Below are 22,990 nucleotides of genomic sequence, written 5' to 3'. Positions count from 1 at the left end.
CCGGACGGCGTCCACGGGCCCAGAGCGTGGAGTGGTGCGTGCCGGGGGTCAGTTACCGCGGCGCGGTTTCACCGGCTTGACCCGCACCTCCTTGCCGTTGACGCGGACGATGACAGTGCCCTGGTTGCGTGCCCGGTCGGCCACGACCGTGAACTCCGTGACGCGCCCACCGCGCCAGGTGCAGCTGACCTCGTAGCCGCCGCGGGCACGCAGACCCGTGAACGAGCCGTCGGCCCAGTCCTTCGGCAGCGCCGGCAGGAGGTGGATGACCTTCTCGTGGCTCTGCAGGAGCATCTCGGCGATCGCACCGGTGATGCCGAAGTTGCCGTCCATCTGGAACGGCGGGATCTTGGCGAAGAGATTCGTATGGGTGTTGTACCGCAGGAGACCCCGGAGCATGTACCTCGCCCGCTCGCCGTCACCAAGACGCGCGAACAGCGCGGCCCGCCAGGGCCAGGTCCACGACCCCCGGCTCTCACCGGAGACGGTGGCCTCGCTGAACGGGACCCCCTCGCGCTCGCCACACCGCGCCTTGAGCGAGACGAGGGCGGCTGCCGCAAGTTCGGGCGACGCATCGGGCGTGATCTGGCGGCCCGGGAACGCCGCGAACAGATGGGACGTGTGGCGGTGGATGTCGTTCGGGTCGTCACGGTCGGTCTGCCACTCCTGGAGCTGGCCCCATCGGCCGATCTTGTTGGACGCGAGCCGCGATTGCATGTCGACGATGGTGGCCCGGTACTCGGGGTCGGCGTCGATCGCCGCCGCGCAGTCGAGGTAGTTCTGGAAGAGGTCCCAGATGATCTGCTGGTCGTACATCACGCCGTCTTCGTGCGGGCCGTGTTCGGGCGACCACCCTTGGGGGGACACGAGCTGGCCGGCCTCGTTCTCGACGAGCCGGTCCTCCCAGAACTGGCAGATCTCCTTGATCATCGGGTAGGCGACGCGGCGCAGGTACGTGAGGTCCTGGGTGAAGGCCCAGTGCTCGTACAGGTGCTGCGCGTACCAGGCGCTGGCGACGGTGTTCCACTGCCAGGAATTGCCCCCGAAGATGCTCTGGCTCGTGCGCGCCGTCCAACCTCGGGTTTCGGCGCCGAAGGCGTTGCGGGTCGCGACGCGGCTCGGCACCGCTACCTGGCGCACGAACTCGATGAGTGCCTCATGGCTCTCGCTGAGGTTGGTCGTCTCCGCGCCCCAGTAGTTCATCTGGACGTTGATGTTCGTGTGGTAGTCCGACGCCCACGGAGGCTGGTTGCTGTCGTTCCAGAGCCCTTGGAGGTTGGCGGGCAGCCCGCCCGGTCTGGAAGAGCTGTGAAGCAGGTAGCGGCCGAGGACGAACAGGCTCTGCTCGAGCCCGGGGTCGGACTTGCCGGCGCCGTAACGGGCGAGCCGTGCGTCTGTCGGGAGCGCGGTGACCTCGTCGCCGGTGTTCCCCCAGTTCACGGAGACGCGCTCGGCCATGGCGCCGGTCTCGGCGACGTGCGCCCTGCGCAGCTCCTTGTAGGACTGTTCGGCTGCGGTGTGGAGGGCTGCCGTGATGGCGGGCTGGGGAGCCGGCCCGCGCCACTTCGCGGCGGCGTCGAGCTTGTAGTCGGTGCGCGCGTCGAGGAGCAGGGTCATGCGTGTCGCCGATCGAACCCGGAGTCGGGAACCCGCGGCGGTCACGGAGCCGTCGGTGTCGGTCACCCGCAGGACGGCGGCATGCTTCAGGCCGTTTCCCATGGTGCCATGGAATCCGACGGTCCCCGCTGCGACGTCGACCGACGCGGGCGCACCCTGCGCGGAGGCGAGGGTGATGTCGCAGTCGAGCGCGCCGGCGCGCTCGGCCTCGTAGCGCAGCACGAGCAGGTCGGCGGCCCGACTGGCGAACGCCTCCCGCAGGACCCGCTGCCCGGGGGAGCCGAACCACGTGGCGTGGATTCCGGACTCAGGGTCGAGTGCCCGGCGGTACTCGATCACCGGGCCCAGCTTCGCCGTGTCGAGTTCGGTGCCGATGAGGCGGATCTCGGCAACGCGCACAACTGAGGATCCGGACCTCGGCCGCAGCGTCAATCGGTAGCTGGTGAACGCCCCAGGCGTGCCGACGGTGAACTGCCGGCGCTCACCGCGGTCGAGTGCGGGTTGGACGGTGCGCTCGTCGAGCAGCGTCCACTCCTGGCCGTCGGTGGAGCCCTCGAGGGTCCACGAACCGGGGTCCTCCTCGGGAGTGTCCGGCGCAGCCGTCACGCTGTAGCCGGTGACCGTCGCAGCCGACTGCAGGTTGCCTTGCCACACCGCTCCGGCGGTCGCGTCGGTCGCTCGCCACACGGTGGTGCCGTCCCCGTCCACGCTCCGGGAGATGTCGTGCCCGTCACCGGCGCCGTCGGCGTGGCCGGAGGACGAGGAGACGTAGAGAAGGCGCCGTCCGCCGAGGTCGACCCCGGCGAGCGCGATCTCGGCCACCTGGAAGTGGCTCACCCCGGAGCGGGGCGTGAAGGCAAGGCGGTAGAAGCGGTAGGCCGTGCTGTTGGAGCAGGTGAACTCCTTGGTCTGGAGCCGACTCTCGAAAGGGCTGGGCAGCGACCGGGCGTCGAGCGTGGTCCACGCGGACCCGTCCGTCGAGCCCTGGAAGGTCCAGGTCTGGGGGTCTCGGTCAGGGACGTCTTCGGCGCTAGTGAGCCGGTAGGTCGACACCGCGGCGGGTGCGGTGAGGGCCACCTGCCAGATCACCTCCTTCGGGGGGCCTTCAATGCACCATTTCGTCAGCGGATCGCCGTCGGCGGTCTTGTCCAGGCCCTGGGTCGCAGAGCTCATGTAAGGACCGCCGGGGGAGGTGACCTCGGGCCGGGCTCCGAAAGAGAGCGTGACGTCACCGAAGGCCCGGTAGGAACCGAAGCCGGTCATGCTCGTGTCGAAGACGTAGTCGGGGTGGCCGGCGAGGGCGTTGTCGTAATTGTTGACTCCACCCCAGAGGCTCTGCTCGTTGAACTGGATCCGCTCGCGGTCGGGCTGGCCGAACAGCATGGCGCCGAGCCGGCCGTTGCCGATCGGCAGCGCCTGGGACTGCCAGTCCGTGGCGGGGAATCGGTACCAGAGGGAGTGGCGGGCGAGCGAGGATGGAGGCACCGACGCCAGCGCGGCCGGTCCGAAGGCGGTCGGTGCCGCGGACGCCGACGCCGACGCCGAGGTGAGGTTGCTTACGAGAGGGGTCAGGGCCAGTGCGCCGCCGAGTCGCAGGACTCGGCGCCGGTTGGGTTGGTACGGGGCCATGGACGAACTCCTGGGGCTCATTGATCGGGTCTATTCGGATGGAATATCGATACGGGCAAATCTGATGCGCCTTCAGCTCAATCCGACGGGCGACTGACGGGAGAAAGGTTGGATGTCTACAACCAGCGCGGGATTCCGTGTGAGTACGAACTGCGTAAGCACACCGCAGAGTTGACGACGCGGGGGGCTGGGGTCGCAGGCCGCGCAGCAGACGATCAAGAAGGTCCGCGGCGCCTACACGACGTCGAAGGCGAACACCAAGGTGGGGAACCTCGGCAAGCCGGGCTCCAAGCGCCGGATCAAGGCCGAGTCGAGGCCGATCACCTTCCACCCCGAGGCTGCTCCTGGCCCGCGTGGTGACCTACCTTGACGCACCAGAGGGTCTCGCTCCGACAGCGAGGACAGCGCGACCAGCAACGCCCCGGCACGCAATACGCCGCGACGCGACATACCGCCCTTGTCCTCAATGGGGGTTGGGCAGGGAAACGAGGGGGACATGGCGTGCGCGCCCTTCTTTAAAGGCAGAGGCTCGGTCGTCCAGCTGCTGCAACGCGGAGGCTGGGCAACAGTGCAGCGGCACGGGCGGACCCTGTCAATGATTTTGACCGAATCTCCTATACGATTTCTGCTCGCTCCCATCGAGTGACGCGTTCAATCCTCCGGGGTCGCAGTCGTCCCCCGGAAGGCTGACCCAATGCCGTTACCGCTTCAAGCGCGACTCGTCACTGCACGTCATACCGCCTGAATGGGGCCGAGCCCGCCCAACTCCCTCGATCACGTCGGCAGTCCGCACGGAGGTGCGCCGCCCCACGGGGCTTGACGGCGCCACCCCTGGCCCACCATCGCATCATCAATTTCCTATTTGATTTTGGGAGGTGGGGGCATGCGTCTCCGGACCAGAGCTGTGCTGCCAGGAGTTCTCGCCGCCGCGGGTCCTGATGGGCTGCGCAGCGTGCACCCTCAAGACCTCGGACGAGCGCAGGCGACCGGCCTCAGGCATCTGGCATCTGGCAAAGCCGGTACCGGTATGGCCGAACTCGCCGACGGCTCCGGCACGAAGGTGGGTCCTCGCCGACGTGTGGTGGATCCAGGCCGACATGGGCCGGCGGAGATCATCGCGCATGCGGTGTGGCTGTACCACCGCTTCCCCCTCAGCTACCGCGAGGTCGAGGAACTGCTGCTCGCCCGCGGGATCACCGTCTCCCACGAGACGATCCGTCAGTGGTGCACGCACTTTGGACCTCAGTACACGGCCGGGCTGCGTCGCCGCCGGCCGCAGGCCGCGGACAAATGGCACCTCGACGAGGTTTTCATCAAGATCAACGGGGTGCGGCACTACCTGTGGCGGGCCGTCGATCAGTACGGCGACGTCCTGGACATCCTCGTGCAGTCGAAGCGGGATGCGAAGGCCGCGAAGCGGTTCCTGGCCAAGCTCATGAAGAAGCAGCGCCGGGTACCGCGGGTGCTGGTGACCGACAAGCTCCGCTCCTACGGCGTCGCCCACCGCGAGCTGACGCGCTCGGTCGAGCACCGCTCCCACAAGGGCCTGAACAACCGGGCCGAGAACTCCAACCAGCCGACGAGGCAGCGCGAACGCGCGATGAAGTACTTCCGCTCACGCCGCGCCGCCCAGAAGTTCCTCGCCGCCTTCAGCCAGATCTCGCCCCACTTCCGTCCCCGCCGACATCTGATGGCCGCGTCCGAGTACCGCGCCGAGATGACCGCCCGCTTCACCACCTGGGAGCAGGTCACCGGCATCGCCGGCCTGCCCGCGGCAGCCTGACCGGCAGGCCTCCACCCGGCCCCACCACGCCCTCGACACCCCCACCCCGAACAAGTTGACAACGCCCCGCCGAGCAACCTGTCTGCCCCCCGCGAGCTGGTACTCGCCTACCTCGGCTACTACCGTGCCGCGGTGCTGCGCAAGCTCGACGGCAAGGTCGGAGCCGACGAATCGACGGAAGAGATCCGAGCCCTCTTCCTGGACGAGTGCGCACGATCCCGCAAGATCGTGGCGGGTGCCAAACTGCAGGAACCCGCACGCGGTGGCGGCTTCACCCCCTGACCTGATCTGGATCCTGTTCCACATGCTGCAGGAGTACGCCCGACACGCCGGCCAGCTCGACGTGATCCGCGAACTCGCAGACGGTGCCACCGGCGAGTAGCGACGCACCGGACGGAACAGACCACGTTCTCCACGTGGGTGGGTCCGCACCGTCACGAGCGCCCACCCCCCAAGCCGGTGAACGTTCCCGGTCAGAGCATTAGCGCACTATCCGGCGAACTTGTTCCTCGCCCCTCCGGGGCTACAGCGAGGCGCGGTTACCGATGTACTTCGTCTTGTCGCAGGCCACCCGACCGATCCCCTCGAAGCGCACGCACACCTTCACGTCCGTGCCGGTATCGAAGCCCGACCAGTGATAGCTGAGCGTCCTGCCCACCCTCCGGGCCGTCTGCGCGGAGCCGAACTGATTGCCGTCCAGGAACAGGCGCACGTTGCGCGCGTGCACCCGTTTCGGCGGGTTCACCCAGACCCCCGTCACCGAGTTCCACTCGTTGCGGCCTTCCAGACGGATGCAGACCTGCGGGCCCGACCAGTGGTGTGTGCACGCGCTGGTGTCCGCGGCCGCTGGCGCCGCGCTCGGAATCACCAGTGCCAGCGCCAGCGCCGCGCCCAGGGAAAGAAGCCTCTTCATGCCCGGCCTAACCCCGGCCCCCGTCACGGGGCGTCGGAGTCTCGTGCAAGTTCACCCACGCAGGCGATGCGGGGCCGTAGCGGGGGGGTGCCCCTATGAGTTTGGTCAAGGTAGTGGAGGTGCCTGGTGGGTGAGGATGGCGGCATGACGACCTGGTTCCGCAGCTACTACGAGGACGAAGATCTGTGGCTGTATTTCGAGGCCGATGACGAGGGCTGGGCAGCGCGTCAGGTCGAGGTCCGAGGGGCGGACTCGCGGCCGGTGACGGCGGCCTCGTTGGACGAGGTGCTGTACTTGCGTGATCATGCCGCTGTCGCGGCGATGGGCCGCTATGAAGAGCGGTATGGCGTCTTGGCCGAGGGCAACCTGGATGGCTGGCAGGACCAGCCCCAGGCGGCCGAGATCTCCGCGGAGGAGTTCGAGCACCTGTGGGCTGAGGCCAGGCGGACCCTCGACGCTTCACGCTGACCGGGCTGGCTGGGATTCGTAGAAGGTTCCGTCGCGGAGCATGGCGAAGAGCACGTCGGCCCGGCGTCTCGCGAGGCAGAGAAGGGCTTGGGTGTGGTGCTTTCCCTGGTTGATCTTCCGGTCGTAGTAGGCCCTGGATGTTGGGTCGGCCAGGGCCGCGAACGCGGAGAGGAAGAAGGCCCGTTTGAGGTGCTTGTTTCCTCTGCGGGACGGTTGCTCGCCACGGATCGAGGAGCCTGAGCTGCGGGTTGCCGGGGCGAGGCCGGCGTAGGCGGCGAGGTGGGCGGCGGACGGGAACGAGCTGCCGTCGCCGACATCGATGAGGATCCTGGCTCCGGTCCTGACGCCGATCCCCGGCATAGACGTCAGGACCTTGGAAAGAGGGTGATTCTCCAGCAGTTCCTCGATCCGTGCGGCAAGGATTTTGCGCTGGCCGAGGACGGCGGTCAGCGAGCCGGCCAGGCTGGGGACAATCAGCGCGGCCGCGTCCGTGCCGGGAACGACGACGGTCTGCTCGTCCAGGGCGGTGAAGATGTCCTCGACCAGACGCTCGGCCATCCTCGGGGCTTTCGGGCGTATCAGCGTGATCAGCCGTCGTCGTCCGGCTTTGCGGATCTGGGCCGGGGATCCGAACCGTTCCAGCAGTGTCAGGACGGCCGGGTGCTGAACACGCGGGCCAAGCACTCGCTCCAGGTGCGGGTGGATCTGCGTGAGCAGGCCGCGGAGTCGGTTGCTGATGCGGGTTGCTTCGCTGGCGAGGTCGTCGTCGAAGCCGACGATCATCTCCAGCTCGGCGATGGTCTCGTCTTCGAGTTCGATCGAGCGGAGGGTATGTGGCATGACGCGGGCAGCGTCGGCGATGACGAAGGCGTCGCGGGCGTCGGTCTTGGCCTCGCCGGGGTAGAGGTCGGCGATCCGCCGCATCGTCAGTCCGGGCAGGTAGGCGACCGGGCAGCCCATGTCCCGGGCCACCGCCAGCGGCAGGGCCCCGATGGAGGCTGGTTGGTCGACGACCACGAGCACCGTTCCGTGCTTGGCTTGCAGCTTGCCGAATACCTCGCGGAGCTTGGGCTCGCTATTGGGCAGCCGCTTGTCGAAGGCTTTCTTCCCGGCCGGTGTGACGGCGGTGGCGTGGTGTTCGCCCTTGCCGACGTCCAGGCCGAGGAAGGCGCCGATGCTGCTGGTGTCGATCACGTGCTTCCTTCGATCGTCCTCTCGCCCGGCCGTCCCACGGCATCGATCGCCACATCCACATTACGAAGAGCCTCCCGGCCTGCGGACAAGCCGGTGGTCATGCCCCTAATCAGCGGTCTGTCGATGCCTCCGGAGCCGGTGACACCACCCCCCAGGCCATGCGTTCGACAGGGGGAGAAAGTCATGCCAACTCCGGAGGCCGGGCGCCCCATTGCGGGGCCACCAAGAAGGTAATGGGGGGGGTGCCCCTATCTGTTTCGTCAACCCTGGTGGGGCTGGTTCGTATGGGTTCGTGCTGGTTTTCGGGAACGTCACGCGAAGCGTGACGTTCCCGGCGGATCGGGTGCCGTGTGGGCAGGCCGGTGGCCGGCTTGGCGGGGGTGGCCGTGCCGGTGCGCGGGCGTGACGGGGTGGAAAGGGTAGGCGGGTGGGGGTGTTCAGGCAGCGAGGTCGAGGGTGCGGGGCTCGTAGAGGGTCCCGGTGCGGATCATCGCGTGGATGACGTTCACGCGCTGCCGCGCCAGGCGGAGGATGGCCTGGGTGTGAGTCTTGCCGCGGGCGCGCTGACGGTCGTAGTAGACCCGCGAGGGCAGGTCGCTCTTGCAGCCGGTCGCGGCGAACGCAGCCTGGAACAGGGCCCGTTTGAGGAGCCGGTTGCCGCGATGGGGCGCGTGCTCGCCGCGGATGGAGGTCCCCGAGGACTTCGTCGCGGGGGCGAGTCCGGCATAGGACGCAAGGTGTCCGGCGGTGGGGAAACCGCTGCCGTCGCCGATGGCGACGATCACGGCGGCCGTGGTCCTGACGCCCATGCCGGGCAGCGACGTCAGGAGGTGGAAAAGAGGGAGGGCCTCCAGCAGGGCAGCGATCTCCTGCTCGGTGGCCAGTCGCTGGGCGTGGGCGGCGGCGAGCTGGGCGGCCAGGCCGGGCACGATCAGCGCGGACGCCTCGGTGCCGGGAACGACGAGGGTCTGCTCGGCGAGCGCGTCGAAGATCTCGGTGGTGAGGTGGTGGGCCTTGCGCGAGCCGTGTGCCTTGAGCAGGGCCTCGCAGCGGGCCCGGCCCAGTTTCCTCAGTCTCGCCGGGGAGCCGTGCCGTTGGAGGAGGGCCTGGACATAGGGGTAGGACAGACGCGGGCCGAGCACACTCTCGAGAGAGGGGTGGATCTGGGAGAGCAGGCCGCGCAGCCGGTTGGTGGCGCGGTTGACCTCACCGGCCAGGTCGTTGTCGTAGCCGGTGAGCATGGTGAGCTCGGCCAGCACCTCGTCGTCACGGTCCACCGCGCGCAGGGTGTGCGGCATGGTCCGGGCGGTCTCGGCGATCACGAACGCGTCGCGGGCGTCGGTCTTGGCCTCACCCGGATGCAGGTCCGCGGCCCGGCGCATCGACAGTCCGGGAAGGTAGGCCACCCGGCAGCCCGCCGCGCGGGCCACCGTCAACGGCGTTGGCGACCTGGTCCACGATCACCAGCACGGTGCCGAACTTCGCCACCAGCTTGCTGAACAGTTCCAGCAGTCTCGGCTCGGTGTTGGGCAGCCGCTTGTCGTGCACGGTTCTGCCGTCCCCGGTCCGGCCGTGGGCGTGGTGGAATTCCTTGCCCAGGTCCAGGCCGAGGAAGAGATCTATCGCGGTCGTGTCGACCATGTGCGCATGCCTCTCGCCTCTTGTGTCCCCAACTCCCGGCCGTCCCTGCGACACCACACGCCGGCAACCACGTTACGCAGACATCCCCACCCCCAAAGCGGTCCGGTGTTGCGCCGGACCGGGCGGTCGTCAGGCCCCTCATCAGCGGTCAAGCGGTGCCCCGAGACCCGGCGGCAACACCCCCCAGGCCATGCGTACGACAGGGGGCAGACAGCCATACCGGGCCCGGGGGCCAGGCGCCCCATTGCGGGGCCACGAGAAAGGTAACTGTGAGGGCCGGAGGTGGTCAGGGAGTGCTCTGCGAATCGACAGCCCGATCGCAGACGAGTTGCATGAGCTCCTGGGCCCGCTCCAGGAAGTCGAACCTGTAGGGGCCATCGCCGATCGGGCCGTAGGTCATGTCGATCAAGACCGCCCCCACCCGGGCTCGCACCTCGACGCGATCGCCGTTCGAGTCGCTTGTGCCGTCAGTGATGGTGTAGCTGGTCGCGAAGCTCTCATCACCACACTTCGGCATCGCGATACGCGTCTCTTCCGGATCGCTGGTTTCGACACTCTTCAACAACTCCGCGTACCCATCGATCACCGTTCGGACGTCTCGGCACGCGGTCACGCGGTAGAGCACCATGAGGTTGCCCGAGTTCTTTTCCGGGTTCTCATAGTTCGCAGTACCCCTGTTACACCCCGTGTCCCCTTCTGCGGGGAACCCGTTGCGCGCACTGAAGACTGCCCAGCCTGACGGCATGTCCTCCAGTCCAGGCACCACGTCCTTCGTCTCGGCCACAGTCAGCGCACGAGGTGTAGTGGTCCTCTCCTCGCTGCCGCTGCCGCTGCCCGACGCCGAACCATCGTTCTTGCCGGCTGTCGCGGATGCGAAGCCATGGCCGCTGTCCGGAGAGTCATCAGAACTCAGGATCCGGCTCCCGCCGTACACGGCGAGGACGATCACGGCGAGGACCACCAGCACGGCCAGCACGAGCGCCACCGTGCCGGCCGCCGACGTCGGCTTCCTGAATTTGATCGTCCCGCTGCCGACCAGGATTGGGTTGTCGCCGCGCATCCGGCTGCGGTCGATGATCACACCGCCAGCAGCATGCGGTGCACTCAGGTGAACCGTCAGCGCGTGTCGCAGCCGGGGATCGGCATCGATCTCCTCGGCGAGAACCGCCGATGCCCCGGCCTGCGCCTCGGGGGACGCCCCAGTCTCCTCAAGATCCGCCAGAGCGGCCCGACCGCGATCCGACGCCCCCAGCCGGTCTCGTACGACCTGCGCGACAGCGGCCCCAGCATGCTCACCCACTTTGGTTGCTGTCCCCGTGATCACAGCCGCTAGTGCCGCATCAGGCAACGTTCGCCCTGTCGGGTGTTCTGGGATGATGGGCCGCATGGACGAGGAAGTCATCCCGATTCTTCACGTCAAGGATGCCGCTGTGGCGGTTGCGTGGTACGAGCGTCTGGGCTTCACCCAGCAGTGGGAGCATCGCTTCGGACCGGGATTTCCCGCGTTCGTCGAGGTTGCCCGTGGCCGGGTGAGTTTGTTCTTGTCGGAGCACAAAGGCGACGCCCGCCCCTATACGTTGGTGTACCTCCGAGTCCGTGATGTCGACGCCGTCGCTGACGAGTTCGGTGTTCAGGCGAAGGACGCTCCGTGGGCGCGCGAGATTGAACTGCGTGATCCTGACGGCAACCGGCTACGGGTCGGCACACCTACGGAGTGAACGCTGCCACTGGCGCGTGGCAGCGAAACTGTGCTGGTGGCAGAACGAGTGCGTGTTCGTCAGATCGACGACGACGAGGGAAGACGACTCCTGCGGATCCTCCGCCGCGGCACGGGGTCGGTGGTGACCTGGCGGCGGGCTCAGATGGTGCTGCTGTCCGCGCAGGGCATGCCGGTGACGAAGATCGCCGAGGTGACGTTCACCAGCGCGGACCGGGTCCGGGACGTGATCCATAACTTCAATGCCGACGGCTTCGAGGCGCTCTACCCGAAGTACAAGGGCGGCCGGCCCAAGACCTTCACCCTCCCGGAACGCCGGGAGATCAAGAAGATCGCCAAGTCCAAGCCGGTCGAGCACGGCCTGCCATTCTCGACCTGGAGCCTGGCCAAGCTGCCCACGGGGCTCTCCTCTGCTTTGGGGTGCCCCAAATTAGCGTGTCGTGAGCTGTCGCTCTTGCAGGAAATCAATCGGCAGGCAGCGGCCAGCCGTTCAGCGCGTGGCCGGGATGTTCGCGCAGGAACCGTCGCCGGACTTCGACGTACCGGGTCGGCGTGAGCCCGGTGAACGCCCGGAACTCGGGGCCGAAGTGGGCCTGGTCGAAGTAGCCTGCGCCACAGGCGAGGTCGCCCCAGTCGATCGGTCCGGCGGGGTTGATCGCGAACACGGTGGCGGCGGGAGCTGACTGGCAGAAGGGCGCCGGTCGGTCCACCATCAACCGGTTGTGACGGGGGGTGCGGTGCGGTCTGTGTCCTGGTGCGGACAACGGACAGCACTCAACCCTGATTATAATTTCGGCTCGTACCACCAGCCCGGCCCCTGCGGCAGCACCGCAACGGCACGGGCCAGAGCCACGCTGATCGGGAGTTCCACGCTTTCATGCTGCGACCATGCACTGATCACAGCGCGCCGAGTGCGGCCGCGCTTCCGGCCCCGACGCCACCTGATGACCGCATCCGAACACCGAGCCGAAATGACCATCCGCTTCACCACCTGAGAGCAGATCACCGGCGTCACCGGCCGACCTACCGCGACCTGAGCCCAGGCCGGCACCCGGCCCCACCACACCTCGACGCACAGTCAGACACCCACACAGCCAACAACGTGACAACGCCCGTGACTGTCCTGAACGTCGATGGCGGCGGCGTGTACGGTGACGAACACCTGCCGGTCAAGGAGTCGACAGTTCGGCCCGGACGGTCTTGCCGCCGGGTGGGTGGGGGACGCAGTCCCAGTGGTCGGCGAGGGCGGCGACGAGCAGCAGGCCGCGGCCGCCGGAGTGCAGCGCCTCGGGTTCGGCGTCCGCCGGAGGGGGCTGCGGGTACACCTCCCCGCGGGCGTCGGTGACTTCGACGCGGAGGCGGCCGGCCGCCGGGTCGAAGACGAGCGTGAGCCGGAAGCAGCGACCGGGCACGAGGCCGTGGAGGACGGCGTTGGCCGCGAGCTCGGCGACCACGAGTTCGGAACGCTCCGTGAGGCCCTGCGGGGCGCCCCAGGTCCGCAGCTCGGTCACGGCGAGCAGCCTGGCCAGCCGGGCGCCGCGCCGTGTGGACGACAGGAGCTGGGTGAAAGTTCGGGAGAGTCGGTCGACTTGGGGCAGTGCGTGGTTCATGGCGCCAGAGTGACGGCCGGAGGGGCCTGGGGGCGAGAGCCGCACCCCGTACGCGGAGTCAACGTACGGGCACGAAGAGTGGACAGTACGGTGTCTTCTCCGTCACGCTGAGTGGCGAGCCCGGGGCGGTGTCAGGAACCGTCGCGGTGTGGTGCGGAGAGAGGCGGGGCGGATGGGCATCGGTGTGGGGGAGGCGGCTGGGGGCGTCGGCGCGCAGGGAGTTCCGGCGGGGGAGTGGGAGCGGGAGCCCCATCCGTCCGACAGTCTGCGCACGTTCGGTGCGGTCGTCCAGGCGCTACGCGAACACGCGGGGCTCAGCCGGATCGAGCTCGGCGCCCGGGTCCAGTACTCCAAACACACGGTGGAGTCGGTGGAGTTGGGCCGACGGATGCCGGAAGGGGTGTTCGTGGAGCGTGCGGAGGCAGCGCTCGGCAATACCGGTGCCCTGCGGAAGGCCGCTTGTCATCTCACCCGGGGCGAGGCGGGGCTCGCGGCGTGGTTCCGGCGGTGGGCGCGGCTGGAGCGGGAGGCAGTGAGCCTGTGCACCTACGAATGCCGGTTGGTGCCGGGGCTGTTGCAGTCGGAGGCGTACGCGCGGGCGGTGTTCGAGGGCACGATCCCGCTGCGGACGGACGTGGAGCTGGGAGAACAGCTCGCGGCGCGGATGGAACGGAAGGCGATGATGCGGGAGCGGCCGACCGTGCCGTTCAGCTTCATCGTCGAGGAGCACGTGTTCCGGCGGCGGTTCGGTGGCGTGGAGATGATGCGCGAGCTGGTGGACCATGTCCTTGAGCTCACCGCCCCGCGCAACGTGACCCTTCAGGTGGTGCCGCTGGAGGCCGGTCTGCACGCGTGCCTGGACGGGCCGGTACAGGTGCTGGAGACCCCGGAGGGGCGGCGGCTCGGGTACTCCGAGGGGCAGAAGAACGGGCGGCTGATCTCCGACCCGAAGGAGGTGAGTGTGATCTGCCAACGCTATGACACACTGCGCTCGCAGGCCCTGAGCCCCAACGAATCCCGGGCCTTGCTGGAGCGACTTCGAGGAGAGCGATGAACAGCGGTACGACGGAACTCGCCTGGTTCAAGTCCAGCTACAGCGGCAGCGAGGGCGACAGCTGTGTGGAGGTCGCGGTCGCCGAACAGGCCGTTCACGTAAGGGACTCCAAGGATGTGACCCGTCCGGCTTTCGCGGTGGACCGCAACGGCTGGGGACAGTTCGTGCGGTTCGCGTCGGAGCGCTGAGCGACGGGAGGGCGTGCCGTCGGCTGAGCGGTGGACGGCACGCTTTCGCCGTGCTCAGGAACCCTTTGTCTTGTCCGTGGGGGCGTAACCGAGGGCCGCGCGATTGATGAAACGGTCATCGAGGTCGCGAACGGGCGCGGTTTCGGCTTCTGTGCGGCGTTCTTCGCCGCCGTGGCCTTCTTCGGGGTGGGCCTCTTGCCGCCCGCGCGCCCGGCTGGTGTCGCCTTCGCCTGCTTGGCGTTCTTCGCGGCCGGCGTGTTGCGCGCTGCGTACTTCTTGCGGAGCGCCGAGAGCTTCTCGCGTTCCTGGACAGCCACGTTGGTGGGGAGGGCGCTCGTGAGGGCCCGGGCCCGGCTGAGCACGTAACGCGCGTCGTTCCAGCGCTTCCTTTCGATTGCCAGGCGGGCCACCCCGACGGTCTGCTGCAACGCCTTGATCTTCGCGGGCTGCCGCTTGGGTATGGGGGACTCGGCGCCGCTGCTCCGCCGCTGCCCAGCGGCACGGGTACCCCAGTCCGTACCCGAGGTCAGGACGACGACCGAACGAGGGATTCTGCGCCGTAGGAGCGGAGCTTGTCGGTGACGATCACCCGCGGCACCGAGCAGGTATTCCTGAGCAGCTTACGGAAGAAGCGCCTGGCTGAGGCCTTGTCCCTTCGGCCCTGGACCAGGATGTCGAGCACGTTGCCGTCGGCGCCGACGGCCCGCCACAGGTACCGCTGCTCACCGTCGATCTTCACAAAGACCTCGTCCAGGTGCGATTTGTCCCCGGGCCGGGGCCGCCTCCGGCGCAGGGAGTTGGCGTAGGCCTGCCCGAACTTCGCGCACCAGCGGCGGACCGTCTCGTGGGAGACGCGCACCGCGCTCGAGCATCAGCTCCTCGACCTCCCGGAAGCTGAGCGGGAAGCGGAAGTACAGCCACACGCATTGGGAGATGATCTCTGCCGGGTACCGGTGCCCCTTGGAGGACGGCGGCGCGGACGACACGAGCGAACCCCTCCCGGCGCGATCAACCACAAGATCATCCCGGGCCGGTCAGCCCACGTGACAATGCCAGCGCAGCCACACGCTCGTAGGACGGCCCGGCAATGACCGCCCCACCTCCGTTCCAGCCCGCTACGCTCTCCGCGCCCAAGCCGCTGACTGAGGTTCCCGACTTGTATTGGCCGTAGCGGAGCGCGGTCGGGCTGGCCGCTCGTAGCGTTTCCCTAGGACGCCGGGTTGGATGGCTCGTGAGGTTCCTGCCGCCCCTCAGGGCTGGCTCGCTCGGGGTGTGCCGCCGACCCGGTTTCCGCGCCGATCGAGATCGCCAGCGCGGACAAGGCCCGCCACCGGCTCTCACGCTCCGGCGGACCGCCAACTCAACTCCGCTCAACACCATTGCCGTCACCCAGATCAGGATGCCGAACTCCCCAGGACGTGCCTACTACCAGCGGAAACTCTCCGAAGGAAAGACACCTCGGGAAGCCAAACGCTGTCTGAAGCGCCGTCTCGCCGATCACGTATGGCGCACCATGATCGCAGACGAGCGAATGTCTAAGCATCCCCTGCCTCAAGCGACTTGACAAGACACAGAGGCACCCCCGAGATGCGGAGGATGCTGACAGAGGGGCAGATGGTTCTCATGAGAGGAACATCGACCATGGCTGCCCCCAGGAAGTACTCGTTGGAGTTGCGCGAGCGTGCGGTGCGGATGTATCGGACCTCAGACCCGAAGCCCCAGATCAAGAGGCTCGCCCTCGACCTCGGAGTGTATCCCGAGGCCCTGCGTGGCTGGATCCGGCAGGCCGAGGCCGATGCCGGCGAGCGTGACGACCGGCTGACCACCGACGAACGCGCCGAGCTCGCCGCACTGCGCAAGGAGAACGCCCAGCTCAAGATTGTCATGAACCCATCGTCCACTTGCCTACCCCGGGCCCGGCAGAAGGTTTCGGGCAGCTTGGCGGCTGGTGCAGGATCGTGGAGCCCGGGAATGGGTACCGCAGGTCGGGGCACCTTCGCGTTCGTGGTTCCCGTGACCTTCCCACGGGAAAACCACGGCGAGCTGATCGCCTCGGCCTACACCGCGTCCGCAGTTGGTCGGCCTCGGCGGCCGACGCCTACGTCGGTGCCATCGCCTTCGTCCGGCCGGATGTCCTGCGTCCCCTGGCCGGCTGCCGCGGCATTGGCCAGCGGCGCGCCAGGCTGCGCTGCGCCGGTACGACTTTCCCCTCCGCCGGGTGATGACACAGCGGTTCGGCGCAGGCCTGAGGTTCGCAGTCGGTACCAAAGCCGCGTGATCACCAAAATTGTGCGGGGCTTCGCCGCCGCTGCACTCACTGTCCTGCCGTTGCCCGCCGCCACTCCGGCCCACGCCCACGTGCTAACGCTCGCGACCGGGATTCAGCAGCTGCCGCTTGCCGCCGAGTCCCGTAACGGCTACCAGCGCACCAGCTTCCAGCACTGCCTCACTGCACCTGGCCTCGGATTATGCCTCGGCGGCGGTCGCCTGGCGGCTGTTTCTGCCCGAGACCTGGACGCCCGGGTCCGCGAAGACCGACCGGACAAGATCGCCCGTCGCACCGCGTGCCAGATCCCCGACGATATCGGGCATGTGGAGAAGTGGCAGCTCGCGCTCGACATGGTGGATGAGACCCGCTCGTGGGGGATCGACGTGCCGCTCGCCATCGCGGACGCCGGATACGGCGACGCGGCGGCGTTTCGCCTCGGCCTGCAGGACCGCGGCCTCAACGACGTCGTGGGCATCTCCACCACGTTGTCGGCTCGGCCCGGTGAAGCCATGCCAGTGACCGAGCCATACAGCAGGAACGGACGTCCGCCCGAACGGGAGCGGTCATGACTCCATCGTGAACGTCCCGATGCAAGCAGTGTTGCTGTCCACTACGACGTGGCTCTGAACGTACGGTCGATGGGTTCCAGTCGGTGATCAAAGTGAAGGAATGGACTAAGGGAGTTCCATCATTGGTCAACTCCGGGAAGCCGGAACGCACAAGTGCACAAGTTCGGCTGACGGGGTGACAGGGAATGGGGGCGGCCGGTGGCGTGGCTGACGAGGATCACGGCGGATGAGCAGGTCGAGTACCGGCTGCGGGAGCAGGCCGGGTGCTCGGTGGTGGAGGCGCCAGCCGCAGAGGCCGTCGTGCTGCAGGGGGCTGGCTGCGAGGCGGTCGACCACCGGCTGCGGACCGAGGGCGACGCCGTGCTCGTGTGGATTGGCACGGGCCTGTCGACGGTCGGTCTGGTCGATGGGGCGGTGCTGGACGAGGAGGGCAAGGGCGCCGCGCGCCGGTTGATGAACGGGTGTCACCCGGCGACTGGGGCCCGGCTGATCCGCTCGCGCACGTCGGCCCGCGCGCACGAGAAAGCGAAGCTGACCACCGCCCGGTTGACCGAGGCGATCGAGGCAGCGGCCGCGAAGCGGGAGGTGGAGCCTGCCGACCTGCTGGAGGGCAAGCCCAAGCAGCAGAAGGTCCTCGCCACCCAGCAGCGGATGGTGCACCGGCTCGGTGAGATGCACCGGATACAGGTCGGCACCCTCCACAAGCTTGCCCGCGCCGCCGGCTTCGAGCTCACCGACGTCTACGGCGAGACAGAGCTGGCAGAGGCGTGGGCGCACAAGGATGTCCGGGTCGATGACCGCGTCCGCGGCTGGGACCTGGTCCTGGATCTCCCCAAGTCCGATAGCGTGCTGCAGGGCTTAATGGGCAGCCTGGACGAACGGGAGCTGCGCGGCCTGGTCCACCAGGCCAAGCGGGACATGTTTGCCCAGCTCGAATCGTGGGCCGGGTACGCGGTCGGCAGCGAGGACGGGCAGCCGGTAAGGATCGCGACCGGCGGGTTTATGGCCTGGTCGGTCGAGCACCAGGCAGCCCGGCCGATGGGCGACGGACAGCCCGGTGACCCCCACCTGCACCTGCACGTCACGATCCCCAATATGGCGTTGTGCGAGGACGGGCAGTGGCGGTCGATCGCGAACTCGGGGCAGGACCTGCACCGGCACGCCTCCGCCCTCGATGCGTTCTTCAAGGCGCGGGTGCGTGCGCTGATGTACGAGCGGTTCGGGGTACGGCGTGAGCGGAATGAGCGGACCGGCGCCTGGGAGATCGTCGGGATCCCCGAGCACGTGCGCGATGAGTTCTCGCGCCGGGCTGCCCTGGTCGACGCGACGGCTGGCGCCGGCGCCAGCCGGGAGGAGAAAGCCGTGGTTTCGCTGCAGACCAAGCGAGCCAAGCACGCGGTCGACGCCACCACGATGCGGGACAGCTGGCGTCAGCGGGCCGAGGACCTCGGTGTCGACGTCGACGCGATGGTCTCGGCCGCGGCCCCCGGACCACCCGGACCAGGCGACGGCCCGGGCATTGACGGCCCCGTCAACGGCCCGCGAACCCCGCCGCCCTCCGACCTCGCCGCGATCGTGTTCGACCCCGACACCGGCGTCACACGGTCGGAGAAGTCGTTTAGCCGCGCGCAGCTGCTCGCCGCGTTGGCGAACGCGATGGAGTACGGCATCGACGACGTGCCGGGGCGGTTGGATGAGCTCGCCGACCAGGTCCTGGCCGTGGAGGGATACGCGGTGCCGGTGCCGGCCTTCGGCTCCACCGTGATGTCGTCCACCGCCCGCTACACCACCCAGGACATCCTCGATGCAGAGGACGTCGTCACCCGCCAGGTCCTGGCCCGGGTCGACGAGGGCACCGCAGTCCTGAGCCCGGACGAGGCCGAGCGGGCGATCACCACCTACCAGCACGCCGTTGGCTACGAGCTGTCCGGTCAGCAGCGCGAGGCGGTCGTCCGGCTGCTGACCGCCGGGCACGGCATCGACACGGTGGTCGGCATCGCCGGGGCGGGCAAGTCGACGTTGATGGAGGCGTGCCGGATCGGCTGGGACGCTGCCGGCACCACGTACGCGGGTGCCTGCCTGAGCGCGGTCGCCGCCCAGAACTTAGCCAGCGCCTCCGCGATCCCGTCGCGCACGGTCGCGGCCTGGCTGGAGCGGATCACCAGAGGCAAGGGCCTTGCCGGCATCGACATCCTGGTCCTCGATGAGGCGACGATGGTCGACGACCGGTCCGCGGCCCTGTTGATGACCGAGGCCGTCCGCACCGGTACCAAAATCGTCGGGATCGGCGACCACTTACAGCTCCAGGCGATCGGGGTGGGCGGCTGGTTCCGCGAGGCGCATCGTCTGGTCCAGGGGCTTACCCTCACCGAGAACTACCGTCAGGAGAACGCTGCCGAGCGCCAGGCGCTGGAAGTGTGGCGGACCGGCGACCACGAGCAGGCCCTGAACCTGCTCGCTGCCGGCGGCCGGGTCCACGCTGCCGAGAGCGCGGACGAGGCCCGCTCGCAGATCCTCACCGCGTGGGACGAGCTGCGCGTCCGCTGGCCCGACATGCATGACCTGATCGCGGGCATGGTCGTCCTTGCCGCCCGCAACACGGACGTCGATGTCCTCAACGCTGGGGCCCAGCAGATCCGCCGCGCTGCCGGTGAGCTCGGTGCCGAGCGCACCTTCGCGCTGCCCGGCGGTCATCAGCTCACCCTCGCGGTCGGCGACGCTGTACGGGTCCGCGCAAACGACTACCGTGCCCGCCGCGGGCAGGGCCCGGACCTTCTCAACGGCTACCGCGCCGTTGTCACCGCGATCGATGACGAGCGCCGGGTCCAGATCAGCTGGCGGCTCAAGGGCCGCGGCGGGAAACCGCGAGAGGAGTCGGCGTGGCTGAGCGCCGATCAGATTGCCTCCGGGGCATTGTCGCTTGGCTACGCGATGACGATCGCCGCGAGCCAGGGCATGACCGTGGACACCTCTCTGATGTACGGGCACGGAGCGAACGCCTTCGCGACCTACCCGGGCATCACCCGGGCCCGATCCGAGAACCATCTGTGGCTACCGCTGGCGGTGCTGGAGGACGAGACGACGCAGGCACGCCTGGGAGCTGCCCGCAGCGAGAAGGAGCTCCTGCAGCGCGCCATCCTGGCCTTCGCCCATTACTTGGGACAGTCGCGGCCGGACGGCATGATTTCCGACCTGCTGCGCGAGCCGCCCGCCCCGGCCGTGCTGCCCGTGCAGGCCATCCAGGAGCGGCCCGTCGCCCACGGGCCTCCTGCCGAACGGGCTCCCGCAGCAGGAGCGGTGCTGCCCCACGTCGAACAGGAGGAACGGGAACAGGCCCACCGGGCGCCGGTACCCCGCGAGCAGCCGGTGCCCGAGCGCGCCCTGGATGACGAGACAGTGCTGGAGCTGAGCGAGGACCGGCAGCGGCAGCCGGCCGAGCTTCAGCGCCAGCGCGCGATGCGGGCGATCCCTTCCTGGACGGACCGCCCCTTCGGCACGACGTCCGACGCCGACCTGTGCTGGAAGCCCGGCGACGCTCTGCAGCGCGCCAAGATCTGCGACCAGGGTGCCCTGCACGACGGTGAGAAAGCCCGGGCCCTGGCCGAGCGGCTCACCCAGGAAAAGGCCCAAGGCCAGACCAAGGGCCAGCGCCGCGCCGCCGACGCCATCGTGCTGCTGGACCATGCGGACAACCATCTCCGCACCGCCCGCGAGGAACTCGGCAAGGCGGCACTCGCCCAGGCCGCGGTCAGCGAAGCTAACGCCGCGCTGGAACGGCTGAAGGCCAACAACAGTAAGGGCCGCCTCGCGCTCCGTCTGGCCAGCACATCGAAGAAGGAACACCAGGAACTGACCGAGCGCTACCGTGCCCAGCGCACCGCAGGATGGAGCGAGGAAAGCCGGGCCACGTCCGCGGCAAACACCGCCCGGAACGAGGCGTGGGAGACCATCCGCAGTAGCGAGTATGCCGACGCCTTCCGGGAGATGGGCGCCACCCAGCCCGCACCCCGCAACATCGACGACGTCGCCCGAAAGTTCGCTGCCATGCGGGCACACGTGCCCGCGTTCGCGCAGCGCGTCGACACGAACGAACTCAAGCAGCTTGCGCGCCTGCACGGCCAGATCACCAAGTACCGGAACTCAGCAGCGATCTACCGGGAAAATGCCGTGCTGATGGTCGAGGAGCAAGCGCTGCGCCGGACCATCGCAGAGAAGTACGGCGAGTTGCACACCGCAGAGACCAGAGGCAGGCACCTCCACGAGCAGCAGGCCGCCGCATCCGTACGGCACGAGCCCGGCTACCGGCCGTCGGCACAGAGCCGCTCCGGACCGTCCCGAGGGCTATGACCCTTCCAGCTCCGTGGAAAGGCACCTCATGCTGAGTGCGGAGAAGGCCGACGAAGGCGAACGCTGGGAATACTCCGCCACCGACGGCATCGGTCTCTGACATCACCAACCGGCCCCCGGGAGAGCACTCGTCCCCCGGGGCTACTGCGTGCCCGGCCGCTGTCCTGGGCCGAGCACTTCCCTGTAGCGCGGAATAGGTGATGGTTAGTCGAGGGACTGCAACCTCTTGAGGGTCCGCTGGGCGACGGCCGCCTCTGGGCCGTGGATGTCGGTGACGGCGGCGAGGAGCTCGTTGCCGAGCCTGCGCGCGTCATGGGCCGGGACCGTGCGCCAGAGGCCGTAGACGCGCCGGGTGGCTTCCTCGGTGTCCGGGTGACCAGGGCCTTGGATCGTGGCCCGCAGGCGCGCGGTGTGCAGGTACCATCCCAGCGCGGTGGCGTGATCATCCATCAGGTGAGCAATGTGTCCCCGGACTTCCCGGATGTGGACGGTGTTCAGGTGCTCGGCGCCCCACTCGGCGGCGATCTCGATATCGAGCTGGTAGGCCATCCATGCGGCGTCTTGCAACTGGCCGCCGGTGGCCGCAGCGGCGACGGCGGCCAGGCGCTCGCGCAGCACTTCCGGGATCCGGGCCTGAGGGCCGGTCTGCGCGGCGGGGGCGAGTGCCTGGGCGCCCCAGAATGCGGGAGTCACGGTGCCCCAGGGGCGGAACAGCTCTTCGTGCTCGTGCATGGCGGTACGCCCTTCGGTTGTGCGGGTCACCACTTCACCACCCGGCGGACTTCGGTGATTCGGGTCATGGCGCTCGTGGAGTTGCGCCAGCTGCTGTACGAGACGATCCGGGTTCGCACGCCGGTGCGGGGCGCCTCGATGATCTTGCCGTCGCCGATGTACATGCCGACGTGCCCCGGGCGCGCGTCCGATCCGTCGCTGCCCGGATTGAACACCAGGTCCCCGGGCTTGGGGTCGTCGATACTCACCCGGTCGCCGATGTTGACCTGGTCGTATGTGACCCGGGGGATGGCGACCCCGGCGGCCCGGTAGGCCTGCTGCATCAGAGACGAGCAGTCGCACCAGTGGGCAGACCCCTGGCCGTGGGCGTTGGTGCAGTCGCCACCGAGGTGGTACCAGCCGCCCCTCTGCTGCAGTGCCCAGGCCACCGCGGTGCGGACCTTGGGTGGTGTTCCGGCGGGCAGAGTGTATCCGGCAGGCAGATCCACCTCCTCGCTGGACGCGGGGGCGGTGAACTGCCGGGCGGAAGCCATGATGATCTGGACGTAGTTGTATGTCTGGCCTTTGGCGAACTGCATGTCCGGGACGCCCTGGTACTGCTCGACGCGGCCCCAGCCGGCGTTGTAGCCGGCGAGCGCAAGTTCGAGGGGTGAGCCGTTGTACTGGGGATGCGCCTTGCCCTTCTTGAGCAGGCTGCACATGAACTTCCCCTGCCCGGCGATGGCGTCCGCAGGTTCCCAGACGCTCTTGGTCCCGTTGCCGTTTCCGTCCACGGCCCAGGTCGGCCAGGTATCCGGCATGAACTGGGCGATGCCCTGCGCGCCGACGTCGGGGGACTCAGCACTCGGGTTGAAGTTCGATTCCTGTTTCAGCTGGGCAGCCAGGATCGACGGAGGCAGCCCTTGGTCGCAGTCTGCCGAGGCATTGAGGATCATCGACGCGTACTCGGCTGGGACGCCTCCCGTGCCGATCTTGAGGCTGCCCGCTGTCGGCTCCACGCTGCCCCCGGCCCTGTCGTCGTCGAACGTCGCGATGAGCAGCACGATTCCCATGCCGACCGCGACCGGTGTCATGACCGCCCCGCCGACGGCAACGGCTAGCCATCGCTTGACGCGCACAGTCCCCCTAGACCTGCACTCTAGATTTGCGTAAAAGAATCCTGCCGTGCGGTCTGTTCTGCTGAGAATAGGCCACGTCCGGGTCGGGTGATGATGCGTAACACTATGCCATCACGGCTCTATGTGACGCAGATTGACAAT

At 68.4% G+C, this 22,990-nt stretch carries 16 protein-coding genes and 5 pseudogenes; 12 read left to right on the top strand and 9 right to left on the bottom strand.

Annotated features, from left to right (window positions below):
- Positions 1-48: 48 nt before the first annotated feature.
- Positions 49-3,246: a glycosyl hydrolase family 95 catalytic domain-containing protein gene (locus ACNPQM_RS26415; RefSeq protein WP_418085984.1), complete on the bottom strand. Its 3,198-nt coding sequence runs from the start codon at positions 3,244-3,246 to the stop codon at positions 49-51.
- Between the two features lie 1,027 nt (positions 3,247-4,273).
- On the opposite strand from ACNPQM_RS26415, the gene ACNPQM_RS26410 reads away from it, so the two are divergent.
- From ACNPQM_RS26410 to ACNPQM_RS26400, 3 genes are all read left to right on the top strand, one after another.
- Entirely contained in the window at positions 4,274-5,029 is a 756-nt protein-coding gene (locus tag ACNPQM_RS26410; RefSeq protein WP_418085983.1) for an IS6 family transposase, read from the top strand.
- A 132-nt stretch (positions 5,030-5,161) separates the two neighbouring features.
- Entirely contained in the window at positions 5,162-5,311 is a 150-nt protein-coding gene (locus tag ACNPQM_RS26405) for a hypothetical protein (protein WP_418085982.1), read from the top strand.
- Positions 5,292-5,411 carry a DUF664 domain-containing protein gene (locus ACNPQM_RS26400; protein ID WP_418085981.1) on the top strand — a complete coding sequence of 40 codons (120 nt, stop codon included), beginning with the start codon at positions 5,292-5,294 and terminating at the stop codon, positions 5,409-5,411. Before ACNPQM_RS26405 ends, ACNPQM_RS26400 begins: the two co-directional genes overlap by 20 nt.
- Before the next feature lie 141 nt (positions 5,412-5,552).
- On the opposite strand, the gene ACNPQM_RS26395 is transcribed toward ACNPQM_RS26400, so the two are convergent.
- Positions 5,553-5,942 (bottom strand): hypothetical protein, encoded by a 390-nt coding sequence (locus ACNPQM_RS26395; RefSeq protein ID WP_418085980.1) that lies wholly within the window; start codon positions 5,940-5,942, stop codon positions 5,553-5,555.
- Positions 5,943-6,086: 144 nt separating this feature from the next.
- On the opposite strand from ACNPQM_RS26395, the gene ACNPQM_RS26390 reads away from it, so the two are divergent.
- Entirely contained in the window at positions 6,087-6,410 is a 324-nt protein-coding gene (locus ACNPQM_RS26390) for a hypothetical protein (RefSeq protein ID WP_418085979.1), read from the top strand.
- Here the strand turns inward: ACNPQM_RS26390 and ACNPQM_RS26385 are convergent.
- From ACNPQM_RS26385 to ACNPQM_RS26375, 3 genes and pseudogenes are all read right to left on the bottom strand, one after another.
- A complete protein-coding gene (locus tag ACNPQM_RS26385; RefSeq protein ID WP_418085978.1) occupies positions 6,402-7,604 on the bottom strand; it encodes an IS110 family transposase in 1,203 nt (400 codons plus the stop codon). The genes ACNPQM_RS26390 and ACNPQM_RS26385 overlap by 9 nt on opposite strands.
- A 437-nt stretch (positions 7,605-8,041) precedes the next feature.
- Positions 8,042-9,245, bottom strand: a pseudogene (locus ACNPQM_RS26380) (IS110 family transposase).
- Positions 9,246-9,531: 286 nt separating this feature from the next.
- Complete coding sequence (locus ACNPQM_RS26375) at positions 9,532-10,545, bottom strand: hypothetical protein (RefSeq protein WP_418085977.1); 1,014 nt, start codon at positions 10,543-10,545, stop codon at positions 9,532-9,534.
- 85 nt (positions 10,546-10,630) lie between these two features.
- Here ACNPQM_RS26375 and ACNPQM_RS26370 point away from each other — a divergent pair, with 85 nt between their 5' ends.
- Both ACNPQM_RS26370 and ACNPQM_RS26365 read left to right on the top strand, forming a co-directional pair.
- A complete protein-coding gene (locus tag ACNPQM_RS26370) occupies positions 10,631-10,963 on the top strand; it encodes a glyoxalase superfamily protein (RefSeq protein WP_418085976.1) in 333 nt (110 codons plus the stop codon).
- A 36-nt stretch (positions 10,964-10,999) separates the two neighbouring features.
- A pseudogene (locus ACNPQM_RS26365) lies at positions 11,000-11,356 on the top strand (helix-turn-helix domain-containing protein); the annotation flags it as partial.
- A 775-nt stretch (positions 11,357-12,131) separates the two neighbouring features.
- On the opposite strand, the gene ACNPQM_RS26360 reads toward ACNPQM_RS26365, so the two are convergent.
- The gene (locus tag ACNPQM_RS26360) at positions 12,132-12,572 is read right to left on the bottom strand and encodes an ATP-binding protein (RefSeq protein ID WP_418085975.1); all 441 of its coding nucleotides are present in this window, start codon (positions 12,570-12,572) and stop codon (positions 12,132-12,134) included.
- A 172-nt stretch (positions 12,573-12,744) separates the two neighbouring features.
- Between ACNPQM_RS26360 and ACNPQM_RS26355 the strand changes: the two genes are divergently transcribed.
- Together ACNPQM_RS26355 and ACNPQM_RS26350 are read left to right on the top strand one after the other, a co-directional pair.
- Positions 12,745-13,626: a helix-turn-helix domain-containing protein gene (locus ACNPQM_RS26355; RefSeq protein ID WP_418085974.1), complete on the top strand. Its 882-nt coding sequence runs from the start codon at positions 12,745-12,747 to the stop codon at positions 13,624-13,626.
- Positions 13,623-13,814, top strand: a complete 192-nt coding sequence (locus tag ACNPQM_RS26350; protein ID WP_418085973.1) for a DUF397 domain-containing protein — start codon at positions 13,623-13,625, stop codon at positions 13,812-13,814. The genes ACNPQM_RS26355 and ACNPQM_RS26350 overlap by 4 nt, the downstream gene beginning before the upstream one ends.
- A gap of 553 nt (positions 13,815-14,367) precedes the next feature.
- Here ACNPQM_RS26350 and ACNPQM_RS26345 read toward each other — a convergent pair.
- Positions 14,368-14,800 (bottom strand): annotated as a pseudogene (locus ACNPQM_RS26345) (IS6 family transposase); the annotation flags it as partial.
- A 601-nt stretch (positions 14,801-15,401) separates the two neighbouring features.
- Between ACNPQM_RS26345 and ACNPQM_RS26340 the strand changes: the two are divergent.
- The 4 genes and pseudogenes from ACNPQM_RS26340 to mobF all read left to right on the top strand — a co-directional run.
- Positions 15,402-15,677, top strand: a pseudogene (locus ACNPQM_RS26340) (transposase); the annotation flags it as partial.
- A 532-nt stretch (positions 15,678-16,209) separates the two neighbouring features.
- Positions 16,210-16,329, top strand: a pseudogene (locus ACNPQM_RS26335) (hypothetical protein); the annotation flags it as partial.
- 104 nt (positions 16,330-16,433) lie between these two features.
- Positions 16,434-16,652: a transposase gene (locus tag ACNPQM_RS26330; protein ID WP_418085986.1), complete on the top strand. Its 219-nt coding sequence runs from the start codon at positions 16,434-16,436 to the stop codon at positions 16,650-16,652.
- A gap of 198 nt (positions 16,653-16,850) precedes the next feature.
- A complete protein-coding gene (gene mobF, locus ACNPQM_RS26325; protein WP_418085972.1) occupies positions 16,851-20,999 on the top strand; it encodes a MobF family relaxase in 4,149 nt (1,382 codons plus the stop codon).
- Between the two features lie 204 nt (positions 21,000-21,203).
- Here the strand turns inward: mobF and ACNPQM_RS26320 are convergent, their stop codons facing one another.
- Both ACNPQM_RS26320 and ACNPQM_RS26315 read right to left on the bottom strand, forming a co-directional pair.
- A complete protein-coding gene (locus ACNPQM_RS26320) occupies positions 21,204-21,761 on the bottom strand; it encodes a hypothetical protein (RefSeq protein WP_418085971.1) in 558 nt (185 codons plus the stop codon).
- Positions 21,758-22,804, bottom strand: coding sequence for an NlpC/P60 family protein (locus tag ACNPQM_RS26315; protein ID WP_418085970.1), 1,047 nt, complete (start codon positions 22,802-22,804; stop codon positions 21,758-21,760). The genes ACNPQM_RS26320 and ACNPQM_RS26315 overlap by 4 nt, the downstream gene beginning before the upstream one ends.
- Between the last annotated feature and the right edge of the window lie 186 nt (positions 22,805-22,990).

Origin of the sequence: Streptomyces sp. NPDC056231 (genome assembly GCF_048270745.1) — a bacterium.
Classification (GTDB): domain Bacteria; phylum Actinomycetota; class Actinomycetes; order Streptomycetales; family Streptomycetaceae; genus Streptomyces.
Note: the sequence above shows the minus strand (reverse complement) of the source record. Positions and strands in the feature narration are given on the sequence as shown.